Here is an 18550-nt window from a genome sequence, read left to right as displayed (position 1 = left end):
CATTTGCGAAAGGCGCTGGCAGTCGTTGTTTGCTGCTTCATACTCGCCACCGGCTACATCGCTTATGTGATAGCTGAGCGGCAGAATGCGCTCCAGAAATTTGCTCGCTATAACGACTCATGGGCTGTCAGCCAGACCGTGGGGGAATATGTCCGTTTTGAAAGCCTGCTTGCTGAATATGCTCTTGGCATAGAGGGAATTGACAAGGACGAGCTGCGACTTCGCCTCGATATCGTGCTTGGCAGAATGAACTCTCTGAGAGAAGGGAGCCTAGCCGCCTTCATCGATGCAAAGCCGGACATGCGCAAGGTCATCGGAGAAGTCGACAAGCTCCTTGGGGACGTCGATAAAAGACTGGAAAACTTGAGCCCCGCGGAGGCAAGGGCGCTGCTTCCGCTGATCAGCGGGCACGTTCCACAGCTTACGTCGGTTGCTGCGGAATCCGTCGCCAATGACGTCGAGATCATCGACGCCGCCCACGCAGAGGTCCGCAAGCTCCACATTATTTATACCGGACTTGCCGGAGGTTTAATCCTTTGCGGCATGGCGCTGATCTTTCTTCTCTTGCGGCACAACCAGCTGCTCGATCGCGCCCAGACAAAGCTCACACTTTTGACGGAAGAATTACAGACTGCAACGTTAGAGTTGCAGTCTAACAACCTTCGCCTTGAGTATGATGCCTATCATGATGCACTGACAAATCTTCCCAACCGAGCACTTTTCCGGCGTGAACTCGTGCGCCGGCTGGACCCTCCATCCGGCATCGATAAGGTTGCACTGCTTCTCCTCGATCTCGATGGGTTTAAGGAGATCAATGACACGCTCGGCCACGACGTCGGCGATAGCCTCCTCCAGGCCGTGGCTGCGCGCATACTGCCGATCAGAAAAAACCACGAGCTGATCTGTCGGCTGGGGGGCGACGAGTTTGCCCTTGTGGCGGACAATCTCGACGAAGATCAAGCGCTCGATCTTGCTCGCTGCCTGGTCGAAAGGATCGCCAGCCCATACCATATCGGGGACATGGAGATTAGGATCGGCACCTGTGTCGGCATTGCGATCTCCCACCGGCAATCCCATGCCGATGAGTTGCTGAAGCACGCGGATCTCGCGCTTTATGAGGCCAAACGCGCGGGGGCTGGCAGCCTCAGCGTTTACAGACCCTACATGCAGAGCCAGCTGGCAGAAAAGCGATCTTTCGAAGCGGATCTGCAGGCGGCTCTCCAGAACAACGAAATGGATGTGTTCTACCAGCCGCAAGTATCGACAGAGACGCGCGCTGTCTGCGGATTTGAAGCGCTCCTGCGCTGGACGCATCCTGTGCGCGGACGCGTGCCACCGGCGGAATTCATTCCTGTTGCGGAAAGAACCGGCTTTATAAACGCGCTTGGAAAATGGGTCATGGAGACGGCCTGCAAAGAGGCGGCACTCTGGAAGCCGAATATCAAGATTGCCATCAACCTTTCGCCTGTCCAGCTTCACAGCAGCAATCTCATTCAAAACGTCGTCGAAGCCCTGGAAAAGAGCAATCTCGATCCCGCGCGTCTCGAGCTGGAAATCACCGAATCCGTGCTTCTCGGCAACAGCGACCAGACGCTTGCCATTCTCGACAACCTCAAGGCGGTCGGCATTAGCATGGCAATGGACGATTTTGGCACGGGTTACTCATCGCTAGGAAATCTGCGCCGCGTTCCATTTGACAAGCTTAAGATCGACCAGTCCTTCCTGTCTGATATCACCAGCAGTCAGGACGCGCTGGCCATCGTCGAATTCGTTGTGGGGCTCGGCCGTAAGTTGCGCATGACGATGATTGCCGAAGGTGTTGAGACGGAAGAACAGTTCGCCCACATGCGCCAACTCGGCTGCGACCAAATCCAAGGCTATCTGATCGGCAAGCCTGTTCCTGCAAGCGAACTCACGGCCTATGGCATCTATGCTTGAAAGTTCTCAAGCGGCCTGCCAATCCACTCCAACAAGCTGAGCTCTCCCTAAAGGACTATGAAAGGACGCAATATGGAAGCGTTTGAGATACACGGCGTCCTGTTACGTTTGTCGTCAGACGAAGTCTCACCGGTAATCTGGCAGGCTCTCAAGGATGGCAGTTATGAAGCGAAGGAAGCCAGAAGCGTGGCGCGGGCTGTAAGACCCGGAGACCGCGTGCTGGAGCTTGGCTCAGGCATTGGTGTCATTACCTCTGTCATTGCCCGCATTCCGGACGTGTCGGTGTTTGCTTTTGAGGCAAACCCATCGACGGCACGTCTTGCCGAACGAATTCTGGAAGCCAATGGCGCAAGAAATGTGCGGTTCTCTCAGGGACTTTTGACCGCAGGGGATCCAGACACGCACATCTTCTACGTTCGACGCGATCTGTGGATGTCATCCATGGACGAGAAGCAAGGCCCCTATGAAAGCCGCATCGGAATCGGCTCGGAGAACATCGACTCCTTCATCCAGCGTCATGACATCAACGTGCTGGTGATGGATATCGAAGGGGCGGAGCGTGATCTGTTGCGCGATGCCAAGCTTCAGGGCGTGGAGCGGATTTTCGTCGAGCTCCACGACCATCTCTATGGCCTTTCGGGTGTTCGCGATATCACCCAGGCGCTGGCGGAAAAAGGATTTGCCTATGATCCTCGGGGATCTCGCGGCCCCTGCGTCCTCTTCGCCAAGGACGATGGACCGCGCGAATATGACCCGGACGTTGATTGAGTGGCGGGCCGATCTTAGCTCAAAGAAGATGGAGCGCCGTGGGTCTAGTAGGACGCACGGCGCTCTAACGGCCTGCTGCGTTACGCCGCGCGATGCTGCTGATAGGTCATCGATTTTTCGACCTGGAAGCGCGAAATCAGCGCTGCCAGATTGCTGCTGATGTCGCTCAAGCCGTGCGTAGAGGCATTGGTCTCTTCCACCATCGCCGCATTTTGTTGGGTCAGCTGGTCCATGCTGTTGATGGCCATGTTGATTTCCTGGATTCCGACGGCCTGTTCGCGCACCGCTTGAGTAATCGCGCCGATGTGTTCGTGAATATCGTCGACCTTGCCGCCAATGGAGTTCAGCGCCTCACCGGTGCGGTTGACGAGGGAAACGCCTTGAGCCACGTCCTGAGACGACTTGTCGATCAGTGTGCGAATCTCCCTGGCGGCGGAAGCCGAGCGCTGGGCCAATTCGCGAACTTCCTGTGCGACGACCGCAAAGCCCTTGCCCGCCTCACCAGCGCGAGCTGCCTCGACGCCGGCATTCAACGCGAGAAGGTTCGTCTGGAATGAGATTTCATCGATAACGCTGATGATCTGCGTGATCTTTTGCGATGAGCCCTCGATTGCGCTCATGGCCTCGACGGCTTCGCTGACGATATGACGGGAGCGAGCGGCTTCGTCCGCCGAACTCTTGACGATCGCCTGCGCCTCTTCCGTCCTTGATGCCGATTGCTTGGAGATGGTGGTGATCTGGTCGATGGCAGCGGCTGTCTCTTCCAGCGAGGCAGCCTGCTGCTCGGTGCGGCGCGCCATATCGTCGGTTGCCGATGTCAATTCCCGCGTATTGTTGGCGATCTTGTGAGATTCTTCGACGATCTCGGCGAAGGCCTCAGAAAGACGGCTGATCGCCGCGTTGAAGTTTTCCTTCAGACCGGCGAATTCTGCGGGCAGGGCACCATCGATGCGCGAGGTAAGATCACCCTGCGCCATCCGGTCGAGCGCGCTGTTGAGCAGCGCCAGAACGTGATCCTGCTCTTCCTTCATGCACTTCTGCTCTGCTTCTATCTTCGCACGTTCGTCGGCAAGCACGTCGAGATAGACGGAAATCGAGTAATCCATGTCCAGCATCGCGGCTTTGACCGTTGCACTGATACCTTTGGCAACCTTCTTGCCTTTTTTCTCCACCAGGAAGCCCTTCAGTTCGGATTCGACGATGGCCTTGATGATGCCTTCCAGCACAAGGGCGTAGCCGCCGATATACCAGCGCGGCTCAAGCCCCAATCGCGCGTGGGTGCGCCCGATGGCACTTACGGCCTTGGTATAATCAGCGTCGAAGACGCCAGATGATATGCGCGTCCAGTGGCTAACCTGCATGCTCTTGGCGTGCTGGATATGAGCTTCGCTGGAAAAGAACTTCGCTGTATCTGGAACGGCTCGCGCCTTCTTGTAGAAGGCATCAAGCGAGCTGCTGAGCGTACCGGTGATGGTTGTCTTCACAGAGGCAAGATCTTGCCTTTGCTCCGCATCGAGACCGAGAAAATCGAGTCTCTCGGTCAATTGAGAATTGTTGTGCAGCCCCGTCATGTAAAACAGCCCCTACTGTTCGTGCGCGTTCCCCAACTGCACGTAAAAAATCAATAAGGACAGAAAAACACAACCATGGTTAATTATTTGCTAAAGTAATAAATCAACCTTTGGTAGGGGTTGTGTTCAGGCGCCAGGATTGATCCTGAGCGCCTGTCACAAGCAAAACAACGCGTAAGTCTTCAGTCGACAGTTTCTGCGGTCTCGACCGGCGGGCGAGGCGCACGTTCGCTGGGGTCACGCCCAATCTCAGCCTTGAGAGACAGAAGATCGATAAAATGGTCGGCCTGCCGCCGCAGATCGTCGGCAATCATAGGCGGCTGCGTCGACATGGTTGAAATGACGGAGACCTTGCGGCCCTTGCGCTGTAGCGCATCCACCAGTGTCGTGAAGTCGCCATCGCCGGAAAAGAGAACGAGATGGTCCACCGTCTCGGACTGTTCCATGGCATCGACGGCAAGCTCGATATCCATATTGCCCTTGATCTTGCGGCGGCCCATCGCGTCGGTAAATTCCTTGGCAGGCTTGGTGACTACCTTGTAGCCATTATAGTCAAGCCAGTCGATCAACGGCCGAATGGAGGAATATTCCTGATCTTCGATGAGGGCGGTGTAATAATAGGCGCGTAACAGGTAGCCGCGCTTCTGAAAGGCCTTCAGCAGTTTGCGGTAATCAATGTCGAAACCAAGGCTTTTCGATGCAGCGTAGAGGTTCGCCCCATCAATAAAGAGCGCAATTTTCTCACGTGGGTCGAACATAAAGTGGGCTTCCTCCAAAGCGGCTCCCAGCCGCGAATATAATAAGAGTATCGGATATCAGCTAATATCTCGGTCTGCGATACATTATTAAGCATTCATATAAGCTCGTTCGGCCCGCAGTCCAGACCTGCCGCTACAATTTGCACTAACTAATAAAAGGGCGGGTGGTTGCGTCTCCTCAGAGACAAACCACGTGAAATGAGGAAAAACTTGAAATTCTCGGACAATGTCTGTATCGGGACCATTAATCAGCGACATCACGACCCGCAAAGGACAGGCAATGGCCCGTGTCACAGTAGAAGATTGCATTGACAAAGTAGACAACCGTTTCGAGCTCGTTCTCCTGGCAAGCCACCGCGCGCGCCAGATTTCGCAAGGCTCTCAGATCACGGTTGATCGCGACAACGACAAGAACCCGGTCGTTGCTCTGCGCGAGATTGCCGATGAAACGCTTTCGCCCGACGACCTGAAGGAAGATCTGATTCACTCGCTGCAGAAGCATGTGGAAGTGGATGAGCCCGAACCCGATCCGGTCACGATTGCCGCCAACTCGACAACCGAGAACGAAGACGACGACGCACCGGAAACCATCACTTTCGACCAGATGTCGGAAGAAGAGCTTCTGGCCGGTATCGAAGGCCTCGTTCCGCCGGAAAAGAACGACGACTACTAAGCTTAGCGTCAGACCGGGGTTTTTCCGGTTGCGCTTAGGAGTTGATTGTCGTCATAATCTGATCCTGGATTATGTATCATCGTGCGCCAGTCCGACGGGGTCGTCCCCGTCAGTTGGCGCGCTTTCTTTTTCGGGGCATCCCATTCATGATGCGACAATACGAACTCGTGGAGCGGGTTCAGACATACAAGCCTGATGTGAATGAGGCCTTGTTGAACAAGGCCTATGTTTACGCGATGCAGAAGCATGGCCAGCAAAAGCGGGCCAATGGCGACCCCTATATTTCCCATCCGCTGGAGGTCGCGGCCATTCTCACCGAAATGCATCTGGATGAGTCGACCATTGCCGTCGCTCTCCTGCATGACACGATCGAAGATACCAGCGCGACGCGTGCCGAAATCGACGAGATGTTCGGTGAAGATATCGGCCGGCTGGTCGAGGGTCTGACGAAGCTGAAGAAGCTTGATCTCGTCAGCAAAAAGGCCAAGCAGGCGGAGAATCTGCGCAAGCTGCTGCTTGCCATCTCAGACGACGTTCGTGTGCTCTTGGTCAAGCTTGCCGACCGCCTGCACAATATGCGCACCATGGAACATATGCCGGCGGATAAGCGCAGCCGCATCTCCGAAGAGACGATGGAAATCTATGCGCCGCTTGCCGGTCGCATGGGTATGCAGGATATGCGCGACGAGCTTGAGAATCTCTCGTTTCGCTATCTCAACCCCGATGCCTTCGAGACCGTCACCAAGCGACTGCAGGAGTTGGAAGAGCGCAATGAGGGCCTGATCAAGAAGATCGAGGACGAGCTGCGTGAATTGCTGCTGGCCAATGGCGTCGAAGGTGCCATGGTCAAGGGGCGGCAGAAGAAACCCTATTCGGTTTTTCGCAAGATGCAGTCCAAGTCGCTGTCCTTCGAGCAATTGTCGGATGTCTATGGCTTCCGCCTTCTTGTACAGGATATTCCCTCTTGCTACCGCGCGCTCGGTATCGTGCATACGCGTTGGCGTGTGGTCCCGGGCCGCTTCAAGGACTATATCTCAACCCCGAAGCAGAACGATTATCGTTCGATCCACACGACCATCGTTGGCCCGTCGCGCCAGCGTATCGAGTTGCAGATCCGCACCCGCCGCATGCACGAGATTGCCGAATACGGTATTGCCGCGCATTCGCTCTACAAGGATGGCGAAACGGGCGACACGGAACAGCTTTCGACCGAGACCAACGCCTATTCCTGGCTGCGCCATACGATCGAATCGCTTGCCGAAGGCGACAACCCCGAAGAATTTCTCGAGCACACCAAGCTTGAGCTGTTTCAGGATCAGGTCTTCTGTTTCACGCCCAAGGGCAAGCTCATTGCGCTGCCGCGTGGTGCGACCCCCATCGACTTCGCCTACGCCGTACACACCAACATTGGCGACACCACTGTCGGTGCGAAGATCAATGGCCGTATCATGCCGCTCGTCACACGCCTCAACAATGGTGATGAGGTGGAAATCATTCGCTCCGGCGTCCAGGTCCCGCCTGCCGCCTGGGAAGAGGTCGTTGTCACCGGCAAGGCGCGCTCTGCGATCCGCCGTGCAACCCGCATGGCGATCCGCAAGCAATATGCGGGCCTGGGTTATCGTATTCTGGAGCGCACCTTCGAACGTGCCGGCAAGACCTTCTCGCGAGAGGCGCTGAAGCCCGTGTTGCACCGTCTGGCTCAGAAGGATGCGGAGGATGCGATTGCGGCGGTCGGTCGCGGCGAGGTGTCTTCTCTCGATGTACTACGTGCAGTCTTCCCGGATTATCAGGACGAGCGCGTGACCGTGAAGATGACCGGCGACGATGGCTGGTTCAATATGCGCAGCGCCTCGGGCATGATCTTCAAGATCCCAGGAAAATCACGTTCCGCACTCGAAGATGATGGCGCCACCGAAGTGCTGGATGGCCCCGATCCGATGCCGATCCGCGGTCTGTCAGATAATGTCGAGGTCCATTTCGGCGCGACAGGGGCAGTTCCGGGTGACCGGATCGTCGGCATCATGGAAAAGGGTAAGGGGATTACCATCTACCCGATCCAGTCTCCTGCGCTTCAACGGTTTGACGATGAGCCGGAACGCTGGATCGATGTGCGCTGGGATCTCGATGAGGCGAACAAGTCCCGCTTCATGGCGCGGTTGTTGATCAACGCCCTGAATGAGCCGGGCACGCTCGCCTCCGTGGCTCAATCCATCGCGACGCTGGATGTAAACATCAGGGCGCTCAACATGGTGCGGATCGGCACGGACTTTTCCGAACTGTCGCTCGACGTGGAAGTCTGGGATCTGCGCCAGCTGAACCAGCTTCTGTCTCAATTAAAGGACCTCGACTGCGTTTCAACGGTGAAACGTGCCTTCGATTGATGCATCCATTGCTTAAATAAATGCTTTCAAGGTCGTTGCTATGCGCTCAATGCATGGCAGCGGCCTTGTCTTATCCGTAGTCATTGCGCGGCCATGCAGCTATCTTCAGTCCAGAAATAAAGAGCAACAGAGGTTTCCTCCGGCAATCCTGTCGTTGAAGACAAAGCCTCAAGTCTGGAAAGGAAATGCAAATGTTTGCACCGCTTCGTAAGATCGCCCGCGCTGTTCGTGGCAAGTCGGTTCAGGAACGCGAATTCGATTACCTCAGCGGCTCGGTCTCCACTGTGGATCTCGAACTGCGCCAGCGTGAAGTCGATCGCGGCATGTTCCGTAGATAAGACAAAAATGCATGGCGGCCATGCCGCCACGCTCATGCGGAGCCAAATGGGGCTCCGTTAACGCACGCCGCGGAACATCGTTCAAAGTTTCTGGATAAGGCGTGCGAGAGAATTGATAATTGAAGCGCAGGAAACGGGTCTACGGATCGTGACGCGCTTCCGGTACGGCGCCTTTTTCGCCACTTGGCGGAATGCAGGCGATGACATAAAGTCCGCACATGCCTTTTCGCCGCCGCCGTCCTGCAAAACTCTCTGAAAGACTCCTCGCTGCACTGTGGCCGCGTATGGGGCTGCGCCGTTCTCTCCGCTATATGAAGTTGAAGCTGGTCCGCCTTTCGGCGTCGCCTTATGCGGTGGCCGCGGGGGCGGCAACAGGCGTGGCTGTTGCCTGGACACCCTTTCTCGGTATCCATATTCTGATTGCCATGATGATCGGTTTTGTTCTGCGTGCAAATCTCGTTGCTGCGGCACTTGGAACGACTTTTGCCAACCCACTGACATTTCCGTTGATATGGGCGTCCACCTGGGAGCTCGGTCATTTCATTCTTGGCCGCAATGGCGGCGAGGTAGCGGCGCGCGTGGATTTCGTGGAAATATTTGCGCATATGAACTTCCTGCAGCTGTGGAAGCCGGTTTTGGAGCCGATGACGATCGGTTCGCTGATTCCCGCTGCTATTTCCGCCGTCGTTACCTACGCTGTGGTCTATGCAGTCATCAGTGGTTTCCGTCAGCGCAAGCATCAAAAGATTGCCGCGCGTGCCGCAAACCGTAACGCCATCATGGACGTGGTTGAATGATTATCGGGCTCGGCAGCGATCTCATCGATATCCGCAGGGTGGAGGCCTCCATCGAACGCTTTGGCGACAGATTCACCCACCGCTGTTTCACCGATATCGAGCGAGAAAAATCCGACCGGCGCAAGAACCGCGCCGCATCCTATGCCAAGCGGTTCGCCGCCAAGGAAGCCTGCTCGAAGGCGCTGGGGACCGGTTTGGCACAGGGCGTGTTCTGGAAGGACATGGGCGTCATCAACCTGCCAAGTGGCAAGCCGACAATGCGTCTGACCAACGGCGCAGGTGAGCGGCTCCAGTCCATGTTGCCGGCAGGGCATGAGGCGGTGATCCACCTGACCATTACCGATGACTTTCCCTATGCGCAGGCCTTCGTCATTATCGAGGCGCTTCCCCTTTCCAGATGACGTCAAAGCAGCAACGGGCTGACCGGTACGCATATCGATAGAAAAGCTTCCCTTTGGTCATGAAAGGCACTAAAGCATCTCAGAAGACCGTTGAGCGGTTTTATGACAACGACGAAGAACGAGCAGACAGGTCTCTAAGTGTCCGAAAAAGCAGAAAAGAAGCAGAACGCCCTCTGGGAAAACGTCAAGGTCATCGTTCAGGCTCTTCTGCTGGCGATGGTTATTCGCACCGTGTTGTTTCAGCCTTTTACCATTCCGTCTGGCTCGATGATGCCGACGCTCTTGGTCGGGGATTATTTGTTCGTCAACAAGTTCTCCTATGGCTATTCCAAGTACTCGCTGCCTTTCTCGCCCGACCTGTTTTCCGGTCGTATTCTGGAGTTCAGCCAGCCGAAGCGCGGCGACGTGGTGGTCTTCCGCCTGCCGCCGAACCCGGAGGTGGATTACATCAAGCGGCTCGTCGGTCTGCCGGGTGACCGCATTCAGGTGACGAACGGCGTGCTCTATATCAATGGCAATCCCGTTCCGAAGGAGCCGGACGGCTTCTTCACCTCGGATTACCGTGCCGATCCGGGCACCGACGTGCCGGTCTTCCGCGAGACACTTCCCGATGGTGTCAGCTATGACACGCTTGATCAGTCGCCGGATAGCCGTGGCGATAATACCCGCGAGTTCATCGTCCCTGAAGGTCACTACTTCATGATGGGCGATAACCGTGACAACTCGCTCGACAGCCGTTTCGACGTCGGTTACGTGCCCGCTGAAAACCTCATCGGTCGTGCCAGCCTCATCTTCTTCTCGCTCGGCAACGACACGCCGTTCAGCCATATCTGGGAATGGCCCGCAAATATGCGCTGGGATCGCATCTTCAAGGTTGTTAAATGAGTAAGGCCAAGCCGCTCCAGACGGACGAGATCGCCCGTCTGGAAGCGTTGATCGGATATGAATTCAAGGAAAAGGCCCGGCTTGACCGGGCCTTGACACATGCAAGTGCCCGCTCCGCAAAAGCCGGTAACTATGAGCGTCTGGAGTTTCTGGGCGACCGGGTTCTCGGGCTCTGTGTCGCTGAGTTGCTGTTCTCCACCTTCCGCAACGCGACGGAAGGCGAGCTTTCTGTTCGCTTGAACCAGCTTGTCAGCGCCGATTCCTGTGCGGCAATTGCCGATGAAATGGGATTGCACCTCTTCATCCGCACGGGCTCCGACGTCAAGAAGTTGACGGGCAAGGCCATGCTGAACGTGCGTGCCGATGTGGTGGAAAGTCTCATTGCCACCATCTATCTGGATGGCGGCTTGGAGGCTGCGCGCAGCTTCATTCTGAAGTACTGGCAAGGCCGCGCCAACGGTGCGGATGCCGGTCGTCGCGATGCAAAGACCGAACTGCAGGAATGGGCGCATGCGAAGTTCGCTGCGACCCCCAACTACCGGGTTGACGATCGCTCCGGACCGGATCACGATCCGCGCTTTACAGTGACGGTGGAAATTCCAGGCGTTGCGCCGGAAACAGGCGTCGATCGCTCGAAACGTGCGGCAGAACAGGTCGCCGCGACAAAACTATTGGAACGCGAAGGCGTCTGGCAGAAACCATCTGCCGCAAACTGATTGGACACCCATGACTGAGAATGATTTCGCCGCAGCGCCCGGTGAGGGTAATGATGATGATGCCAAGGCAGCTGCCCCGACGCGCTCGGGTTTCGTTGCGCTGATCGGGCCGACCAATGCGGGTAAGTCGACGCTGGTCAACCGGCTGGTGGGCGCCAAGGTCTCGATCGTCAGCCACAAGGTGCAGACGACGCGTGCGGTAATGCGCGGGATCGCCATTCATGACAATGCCCAGATCGTCTTCATGGATACGCCAGGCATCTTCAAGCCACGCCGCAGGCTGGACCGCGCTATGGTCACCTCTGCCTGGGGTGGCGCCAAGGACGCAGACATCATTTTGCTGCTGATCGACAGCGAGCGCGGTCTAAAGGGTGACGCAGAAACCATTCTGCAAGGCCTGAAGGATGTTCGTCAGAAGAAGATCCTGTGCCTCAACAAGATCGACCAGGTGAAGCGCGAAGACCTGCTGAAGCTTGCAGCTGCGGCAAACGACATCGTTGCCTTCGATCGCACCTTCATGATTTCCGCCACCAACGGCTCCGGCTGCGATGACCTGATGAACTATCTGTCGAGCGAACTGCCACAGGGCCCATGGTACTACCCGGAAGATCAGATTTCCGATCTGCCGATGCGCCAGCTCGCGGCGGAAATCACGCGTGAAAAGCTCTTCCTGCGTCTGCACCAGGAACTGCCCTACGCCTCCCATGTGGAGACGGAGAAATGGGAAGAGCGCAAGGATGGCTCTGTGCGCATCGAGCAGGTCATCTATGTCGAGCGCGACAGCCAGAAGAAGATTGCGCTTGGCAAGGGAGGGGAGGCGATCAAGGCCATCTCATCCGCATCGCGCAAGGAGCTTTCGGAAATTCTCGAACAGCCGGTTCACCTTTTCCTCTTCGTCAAGGTAAGAGAGAACTGGGGCGACGATCCGGAGCGCTTCCGCGAGATGGGCTTGGAATTCCCGCGCAATTGAGCGTAACGAAAGCGAAGCGGGTGACCGCTTCGCGAATGAGACATGCATAAAAACAAGCAGTAAGGTGGGCACGCGATGGATCAAGTCGCGAATGCTCACCATCGTGTCATGCCTTTATGAGACTGGTCGCAAGAATGCGGAAAGAGGTCTTGTGGTAGGACTGATACGTCTGATACCTCGACCCCATTTCTTGCCTCTAACGGATTGTCATGTCTCCAAAAAAACCGAACGGCGTTTCCACTACGCCATGTGAAGAGTGCCCGCTTCGCGACATGCCGCATTTCCGTGATTTCACTCCGCCGGAGCTTGATTTCGTTTCGCACTTCAAAACCGGTGAACTGAGCGTCGAAAGCGGCGCACTGATCCTGATGGAGGGGTCGCACAGCGCCCATCTCTTCACGGTGTTGGAAGGCTGGGGCTTTCGCTACAAGACAATGGAGGACGGGCGGCGGCAGATCTTGAACTATCTGATGCCGGGAGATCTCGTTGGTCTGCAGGGCACTGTGATGGGAGAGATGCAGCACTCAGTCGAGGCCCTGTCGCCTGTAACGCTCTGCGTCTTCGAGCGGGGGCGGCTCCACAGCCTCTTCACCGATCACCCCTCGCTTGCCTTCGATCTCACCTGGATCGCTGCAAGTGAAGAGCGCATGCTCGATAGTCATCTGTTGAGTGTCGGCCGACGAACGGCCATCGAACGCGCGGCCTATCTTCTGGCATTCCTGCATCAAAGGGCGACGCGCGTCGGACTGCTGCAAAAGGGCGTGCCCATTCCCGTCACACAACAACATGTGGCAGATACCCTCGGACTTTCCATCGTGCACACGAACAAGACGCTGAAGAAACTTGCGGAACGAAACTTCATCCGCTGGATCGACAAGGGCTGTCTCGTGCTGGATCAGGAGGGGCTTGCAAACCTTGCGAGATGGGATCTCGATTCGCGCAGCAAGCGCCCCTTCATCTAAAGCATGGTCCGAGCAAAACTGTGCCGCGGTTCTGCGATAGCAACATGCGATCAAACAAAGACTCAAAGCGTGGGGAGCGAATCTGAAACATCGCGACGCGCTTTTGGGTGAAGAGACACACATCACACAAGGGTGTGCACGACGCTACGAGCGTGCTCTCACCGAGTTTTGAATCATGATTTCTGGGGCTTCACCCGGTATCCTGATATGTCTTTTTTAAATGACGCAGCGAAGCTGATCTGCGATGTCAGGAACACGTAAAGCTAATTTAATGAAATCGGCCTTCGATTTGAGGCCCGGCCCGGAGAATATAATAAACATGGTGCCTCAACGGGTTCTCATCATCGAGGACGAGTATCTGGTTGCGATGGACGCCGAAGCCTGCCTCCAGTCTATGGGGGTCGAAACTGTCGACATCGTAACCACTCTTGCTCAAGCCCAGGAAGCGCTGGAGCGTGCGCGTCCGGACTGCGTCCTGTTGGATGTCAATCTCTCGGACGGGATGAGCTATGAATTGGCGAGACGATTGAAAGATCACGCCATCCCGTTTGGTTTTGTCAGCGGATATGGGGATACCAGCGGGTTCCCCGAGGATTTTGTCGATACGCCGCTTCTCGACAAGCCTTTCGCCGAGCCCGAACTCAAGTCATTCGTCGCACGCCTCATGGCGTAAACATTGGACCTGAACCACTTGCGCAGACTATGGTGCTTTGAGGCATGGTCAAAGCAAAAGCGTGTAGCGGTTTTGCAATAACGACATGCGATAAAACAAAGACCTGGAGCGCCGTGCGTCCGTTGAACGCACAAAGGACGCTCCATCTTCTTTGATCTACGCATCGTGCTGTCCGAAAATCGATTCCGACTTTCGGGCCGATGCTGTAAAGCGTAAGAAGCAAATCTGAAAGATCACGACACGCTTTAGTCATGCGACGATTATCTGTCGTGGCGTTTGAGCTCAGGGCGATATCTTCATGCAGTGGCAGGACGAGGCAATTATTCTTGGCGTCAAGCGCCATGGCGAGACGAGCGTCATTGCCGAGGTAATGACGAGCGCCCGTGGGCGCCATCTCGGAATGGTACGGGGTGGCCGGTCCAGATCCATGCAGCCCGTCCTGCAGGCAGGCAATCGCGTCGACGTCACCTGGCGCGCCCGCCTTGATGATCACTTGGGTGAATACCGCATCGAGCCGCTTCAATTGCGCGCTGCGCAACTGATGGAAACGGCGACAGCAGTGTATGGCGTACAGGCCATGGGCGCGCTGCTGCGGCTCTTGCCGGAGCGCGATCCGCACCCGCATCTCTATCGTGCGCTCGATGTCATTCTCGACAACCTCTCCGACCCGGCGGATGCGGGCGAATTGTTCGTGCGCTTCGAACTGGCCGTGCTGAACGATCTTGGCTTCGGTCTCGATCTCACCGAGTGTGCAGCGACCGGAATTCGCAGCGACCTGGTCTATGTTTCTCCAAAGACGGGCAGAGCTGTTTCTCGTGCCGCTGGCGCGCCCTACGCGCAGCGTATGCTGGCGCTGCCTCCCTTTCTTGGCGAGGCACATGCACCGTCGGCGGATTGCCAAAGCCTGTCTGCGGCCTTTCGGCTGACGAATCATTTTCTCAACAGACACGTCTATGAGCCGAGAGGGATTCAAGAAAATGCCGCCCGCGACGGTTTCGTCCAGGCGGCTCTAAAGGCCTTGGAGCGGAAGTTGAATGAGACGGCAGGCGGTGCAGGATCAGTCGGTCAACCCGGTTGAATCAACTCGTCTCTTGGCTTTAAGCCGCCGCAGCCGCAGGCCGCATGACGGGTCGTTCTTCAATCGGCCAATGCACGATGGCGGCAAAAATGCCCATCGCAACACCCAGCCACCAGACGAGATCGTAAGAGCCAAGCTTGTCGTAGAGGAAGCCGCCGAGCCATACGCCAAGGAACGAACCGACTTGGTGCGACAGAAACACCACGCCACCCAGCATGCCGAGGTGGCGGGTGCCGAACATGATCGCGACTAGGCCATTTGTCGGTGGCACCGTGGAGAGCCATAAGACCCCCATTACTGCAGCAAAGATGACGACGGAGACGGGCGTCTGCGGCAGAAGAAGAAAGGCGGTCACCGCAATCGAACGGCCGATATAGATATAGGCCAGAAAATGCGGCTTCGAGTAGCGCTGCCCGATGAAGCCGGCCGCAAGCGATCCGCCGATATTGAAGAAACCGATCAGCGCCATGGCGATCACCGCATAGCGCGGTTCGATACCGATATCGCCGAGATAGGCGGGAAAATGCGCGGTGATGAAAGCCACTTGAAAGCCGCAAACGAAAAAGCCTGTTGTCAGCAACAAGTAGCTCTTGTGACCAAGCGCCTCTTTCAAAGCGGCACCGACGGTCTGCTGAAATTGGGCCTGCGACTGCGAGCCCGACGACGAGTCACCGCGCAGCGGCCATGCCAGAAGCGGCACCAAAAGCATCATGACGCTGAGAAAGACGAGACTGTCCGACCAGCCATAATTGGAAATCAATCCCTGGCTGATGGGCGCGAAGATGAACATTCCCGCCGATCCTGCAGCCGTGCCGATCCCGAAGGCCATGGAGCGCTGCTCAGGCGTCACATGCCGGGCAAAGGCCGACAGGATAACGCTGAAGGAGCCTGCTGCAATGCCAAGCCCGACGAGAACGCCACCGCCGAAATGCAGCCAGAAGGGCGAGGTGCCGAAGGACATGCACAGGAGCCCCAGCGCATAGAGGAATCCAGACAGAACCAGCACCCGTCCGGTGCCGTACTTGTCAGCCAGTGCGCCGAAGAACGGTTGTCCCAGACCCCAGAAGAGGTTCTGCAGCGCCATGGCGAGCCCGAATGTCGAGCGATCCCAGCCCGTATCTGCCAGCATCGGCAGCTGGAAGAAACCCATGGCCGAGCGCGGCCCAAAGGTCATCACGGCGATCAGCGATCCAGCCAGAATGATCAGCCACGGCATGGGCCGGCTGGTAGACGCGCTGGATAATGTGGCCATGATGTTCCTCCGGATAGGAGAAGAACAGTATTCATCCGCACGCGATGACACCAGCGACTTTTCTTGACAGGTGCATCAGCGAGGTTGATGGACCATTGCGACGAGTGATCATCGATAAACTGGAGCCTGCGATGAAACAGAACATTTATGACGATGAGGGTTTCTTCGAACGCTACAGCGCCATGCCCCGTTCGGAAGGCGGATTGGCACAAGCTGGCGAATGGCACGAGTTCCGTGCGCTCTTGCCGCCGCTGAAGGGGAAGTCGGTTCTGGATCTCGGCTGCGGCTTTGGCTGGCATTGCCGCTACGCGGTTGAGCAAGGCGCGGCAAACGTCGTCGGCCTCGATCTGTCAGAGAAAATGCTGGAGAGGGCGCAACGGATCAACGCGCATCCCAGGATCAGCTACCGGCGCGAGGCGATCGAAGATGCGGCCTTCGAGGCGGATAGCTTCGATGTCGTGTTGAGTTCGCTGGCTCTCCATTATGTCGCGTCGCTTGAGCCGGTCTTTGCGCGCGTCTTTAAGCTGCTGAAGAAGGGTGGTGCCTTCGTCTTCTCGATCGAACATCCCGTGTTTACTGCACTTGAGCAGCAGGACTGGTTTTACGGAGAAGCCGGCGACATTCTTCATTGGCCGCTCGACAATTACCAACAGGAGGGCGAGCGCCATTCGAACTGGATGGCGGATGACGTCATCAAGTATCACCGCACCTTATCGAGCATCATCAACTCGCTGATCGAGGCGGGCTTTGCCATCGAGCGGCTATCGGAACCGAAGCCGGATCCTGCTCTTCTGTCCGAACGCCCGGAACTCGTGCACGAGAACCGCCGCCCGATCTTCCTCATCGTGGCTGCGCGTAAGATCTAGGCGCGTCGCTTAATCGGCCAAGCCTCGTCGCGCCACTCCACGACCGTGGCGACATCGCCGAGGCTGATCGTCCCCGCACCGCGAGGGGTGAGGTTCCAGCCGAAGAGCACGCCGGGAATGCGACGATCTGCGGACATGCGGATACGGCCCATGGCCTTCATCGGGGAGGGAACATCACGTGAGCCCGTTTTCTGGTCTTGCGTGGTCATGATGCAGCGGGCGCATGGTTTGACGAGATCGAAGCGAATACCATTGATATCGATCGCCGCCCAGCGATCTTCCGCCCATGCTTCATCCGTCTCCAGCACGATGTTGGGGCGGAAACGCTCCATGCCGATGTTGTCTTCGCCATTGGCCAACATGTCCGCGTTGAGAGCCTCAATCGAGGCAGTGGTCGCAACGAGAATCTGGTAGCCATCTGGAAAGGTGACGGGCGTCTCGGTGCCGGTCCACTCCACATTGGCAAGGCGCGTTGACTGGTCATCGAAGAAGGCGAGCTTCATCTCTTTCCCAAGCCACTGCGACAGCGCACCGTTGACGTCATCCGTCGCCAAAGCGGCATCGACATTTGATTTCCAGACGGTAACTTCGAGCCGCGCGGGCGACGGAACGGCGAGGATTTCGCCTTTGCCATCGACGGACAGGCGATAGCCGCCGGCTTCCGGCACCACAGTCAAGCTGGCGATTGCAGGAAGTTCGCGTTGCGTGATGAAATGACCGGAGGGGTCCACCAGCATCGCGCGCCGGTCGCCTGGCAGGCCTTCAGCGGAAATGGCGCTCTGCGAAAGTGCAATGCCTCTGGCACTCTTCACAGGGTAGATATTCAATTGGGTGATCTGCATCGCCGTTTCCTCAGATTTCGTCGAGAAACATATCGAGCACCCGTTGAAGACGCTCATGTCGTTCTTTTGCAAGCTGTCGCCCGGTTTCGGTTTGAAAGCCATTGGCCAACTTGAAAAGCTTGTTTTCAAAATGGTCGATGGCAAAGCGGCGATCATCGAGCGGGCGGTCTTTCGCCAGTGGATCGGCTGGATCATATAGGGCGGAGCCCAGGCGCCCGGCAATGTAGAAGCAGCGGGCCGCACCCACCATGCCAATGGCATCCAGCCTGTCCGCATCCTGCAGGATTTTCGCCTCAAGCGATTCGGGCGTCAGATTGGCGGAAAAGCTGTGCGTCAGAATGGCGTGGGCCACGGCTTCGATATCCCGTTGCGTCCAGCCGAGGCCGCCAAGAATGGCACTCGCCTTCTCGGCAGCCAGACGCGACGCCTGTGAACGCAGTGGCGAATTCTTCTCCACCGCCACGCAATCATGCAGCAGAACGCTTGCGGCCAGCACCGTGCCGTTCCCGCCCTCTTGCGCATGAATACGCATGGCGTTGCGGAAGACGCGGTGAATATGCGCGAGATCATGCGAACCGTCATCGCCCTCCGCCGCATGCGGGATCAGCGTTTCGGCAAGCGTTTCATATGGCGCAAAAGACCCAGCATGCATTCGCGATTCCCCACTCTCATGACATCGCG

General features: G+C 56.9%; 19 protein-coding genes. 14 read left to right on the top strand and 5 right to left on the bottom strand.

Annotated features, from left to right (window positions below):
- The first annotated feature begins 3 nt into the window (after positions 1–3).
- Together AC07U5_RS10120 and AC07U5_RS10115 are read left to right on the top strand one after the other, a co-directional pair.
- Positions 4–1938 (top strand): putative bifunctional diguanylate cyclase/phosphodiesterase, encoded by a 1935-nt coding sequence (locus AC07U5_RS10120; protein WP_494722915.1) that lies wholly within the window; start codon positions 4–6, stop codon positions 1936–1938.
- 72 nt (positions 1939–2010) lie between these two features.
- The gene (locus AC07U5_RS10115) at positions 2011–2706 is read left to right on the top strand and encodes an FkbM family methyltransferase (protein WP_494722914.1); all 696 of its coding nucleotides are present in this window, start codon (positions 2011–2013) and stop codon (positions 2704–2706) included.
- Between the two features lie 80 nt (positions 2707–2786).
- On the opposite strand, the gene AC07U5_RS10110 is transcribed toward AC07U5_RS10115, so the two are convergent.
- Complete coding sequence (locus AC07U5_RS10110; protein WP_494722913.1) at positions 2787–4277, bottom strand: methyl-accepting chemotaxis protein; 1491 nt, start codon at positions 4275–4277, stop codon at positions 2787–2789.
- A 182-nt stretch (positions 4278–4459) separates the two neighbouring features.
- Positions 4460–5035: a LabA-like NYN domain-containing protein gene (locus tag AC07U5_RS10105; protein WP_144620989.1), complete on the bottom strand. Its 576-nt coding sequence runs from the start codon at positions 5033–5035 to the stop codon at positions 4460–4462.
- Between the two features lie 280 nt (positions 5036–5315).
- Between AC07U5_RS10105 and rpoZ the strand changes: the two genes are divergently transcribed.
- The 11 genes from rpoZ to recO all read left to right on the top strand — a co-directional run bounded on the left by rpoZ (position 5316) and on the right by recO (position 14909).
- Complete coding sequence (gene rpoZ, locus AC07U5_RS10100; protein WP_494722912.1) at positions 5316–5708, top strand: DNA-directed RNA polymerase subunit omega; 393 nt, start codon at positions 5316–5318, stop codon at positions 5706–5708.
- 146 nt (positions 5709–5854) lie between these two features.
- Positions 5855–8089, top strand: coding sequence for a RelA/SpoT family protein (locus AC07U5_RS10095; RefSeq protein WP_062426150.1), 2235 nt, complete (start codon positions 5855–5857; stop codon positions 8087–8089).
- Positions 8090–8280: 191 nt separating this feature from the next.
- Positions 8281–8427: a DUF3563 domain-containing protein gene (locus tag AC07U5_RS10090; RefSeq protein WP_082447229.1), complete on the top strand. Its 147-nt coding sequence runs from the start codon at positions 8281–8283 to the stop codon at positions 8425–8427.
- Between the two features lie 218 nt (positions 8428–8645).
- A complete protein-coding gene (locus tag AC07U5_RS10085) occupies positions 8646–9224 on the top strand; it encodes a DUF2062 domain-containing protein (protein WP_062425673.1) in 579 nt (192 codons plus the stop codon).
- The gene (gene acpS, locus AC07U5_RS10080; protein ID WP_062438015.1) at positions 9221–9625 is read left to right on the top strand and encodes a holo-ACP synthase; all 405 of its coding nucleotides are present in this window, start codon (positions 9221–9223) and stop codon (positions 9623–9625) included. The genes AC07U5_RS10085 and acpS overlap by 4 nt, the downstream gene beginning before the upstream one ends.
- Before the next feature lie 138 nt (positions 9626–9763).
- Complete coding sequence (gene lepB / locus AC07U5_RS10075; RefSeq protein ID WP_062425671.1) at positions 9764–10510, top strand: signal peptidase I; 747 nt, start codon at positions 9764–9766, stop codon at positions 10508–10510.
- The gene (gene rnc / locus AC07U5_RS10070; protein WP_062425670.1) at positions 10507–11226 is read left to right on the top strand and encodes a ribonuclease III; all 720 of its coding nucleotides are present in this window, start codon (positions 10507–10509) and stop codon (positions 11224–11226) included. Before lepB ends, rnc begins: the two co-directional genes overlap by 4 nt.
- Positions 11227–11236: 10 nt before the next feature.
- A complete protein-coding gene (gene era, locus AC07U5_RS10065; protein WP_062438011.1) occupies positions 11237–12196 on the top strand; it encodes a GTPase Era in 960 nt (319 codons plus the stop codon).
- Between the two features lie 209 nt (positions 12197–12405).
- Positions 12406–13158, top strand: coding sequence for a Crp/Fnr family transcriptional regulator (locus tag AC07U5_RS10060; protein ID WP_494722911.1), 753 nt, complete (start codon positions 12406–12408; stop codon positions 13156–13158).
- A gap of 319 nt (positions 13159–13477) precedes the next feature.
- Positions 13478–13831, top strand: a complete 354-nt coding sequence (locus AC07U5_RS10055; protein WP_062426149.1) for a response regulator — start codon at positions 13478–13480, stop codon at positions 13829–13831.
- Positions 13832–14129: 298 nt separating this feature from the next.
- The gene (gene recO, locus AC07U5_RS10050; protein ID WP_494722910.1) at positions 14130–14909 is read left to right on the top strand and encodes a DNA repair protein RecO; all 780 of its coding nucleotides are present in this window, start codon (positions 14130–14132) and stop codon (positions 14907–14909) included.
- A gap of 19 nt (positions 14910–14928) precedes the next feature.
- On the opposite strand, the gene AC07U5_RS10045 is transcribed toward recO, so the two are convergent.
- A complete protein-coding gene (locus tag AC07U5_RS10045; RefSeq protein ID WP_440612093.1) occupies positions 14929–16161 on the bottom strand; it encodes an MFS transporter in 1233 nt (410 codons plus the stop codon).
- 131 nt (positions 16162–16292) lie between these two features.
- Between AC07U5_RS10045 and AC07U5_RS10040 the strand changes: the two genes are divergently transcribed.
- On the top strand, positions 16293–17027 hold the full coding sequence (locus AC07U5_RS10040) for a class I SAM-dependent methyltransferase (RefSeq protein WP_494722909.1): 735 nt from the start codon (positions 16293–16295) through the stop codon (positions 17025–17027).
- Here AC07U5_RS10040 and AC07U5_RS10035 read toward each other — a convergent pair.
- Both AC07U5_RS10035 and AC07U5_RS10030 read right to left on the bottom strand, forming a co-directional pair.
- On the bottom strand, positions 17024–17869 hold the full coding sequence (locus AC07U5_RS10035; protein ID WP_494722908.1) for an MOSC domain-containing protein: 846 nt from the start codon (positions 17867–17869) through the stop codon (positions 17024–17026). The genes AC07U5_RS10040 and AC07U5_RS10035 overlap by 4 nt on opposite strands.
- A 10-nt stretch (positions 17870–17879) precedes the next feature.
- Positions 17880–18521: an HD domain-containing protein gene (locus AC07U5_RS10030; RefSeq protein WP_494722907.1), complete on the bottom strand. Its 642-nt coding sequence runs from the start codon at positions 18519–18521 to the stop codon at positions 17880–17882.
- Between the last annotated feature and the right edge of the window lie 29 nt (positions 18522–18550).

The sequence above is a fragment of the Agrobacterium sp. GW821-FHT02D03 genome (assembly GCF_059421725.1).
Note: the sequence above shows the minus strand (reverse complement) of the source record. Positions and strands in the feature narration are given on the sequence as shown.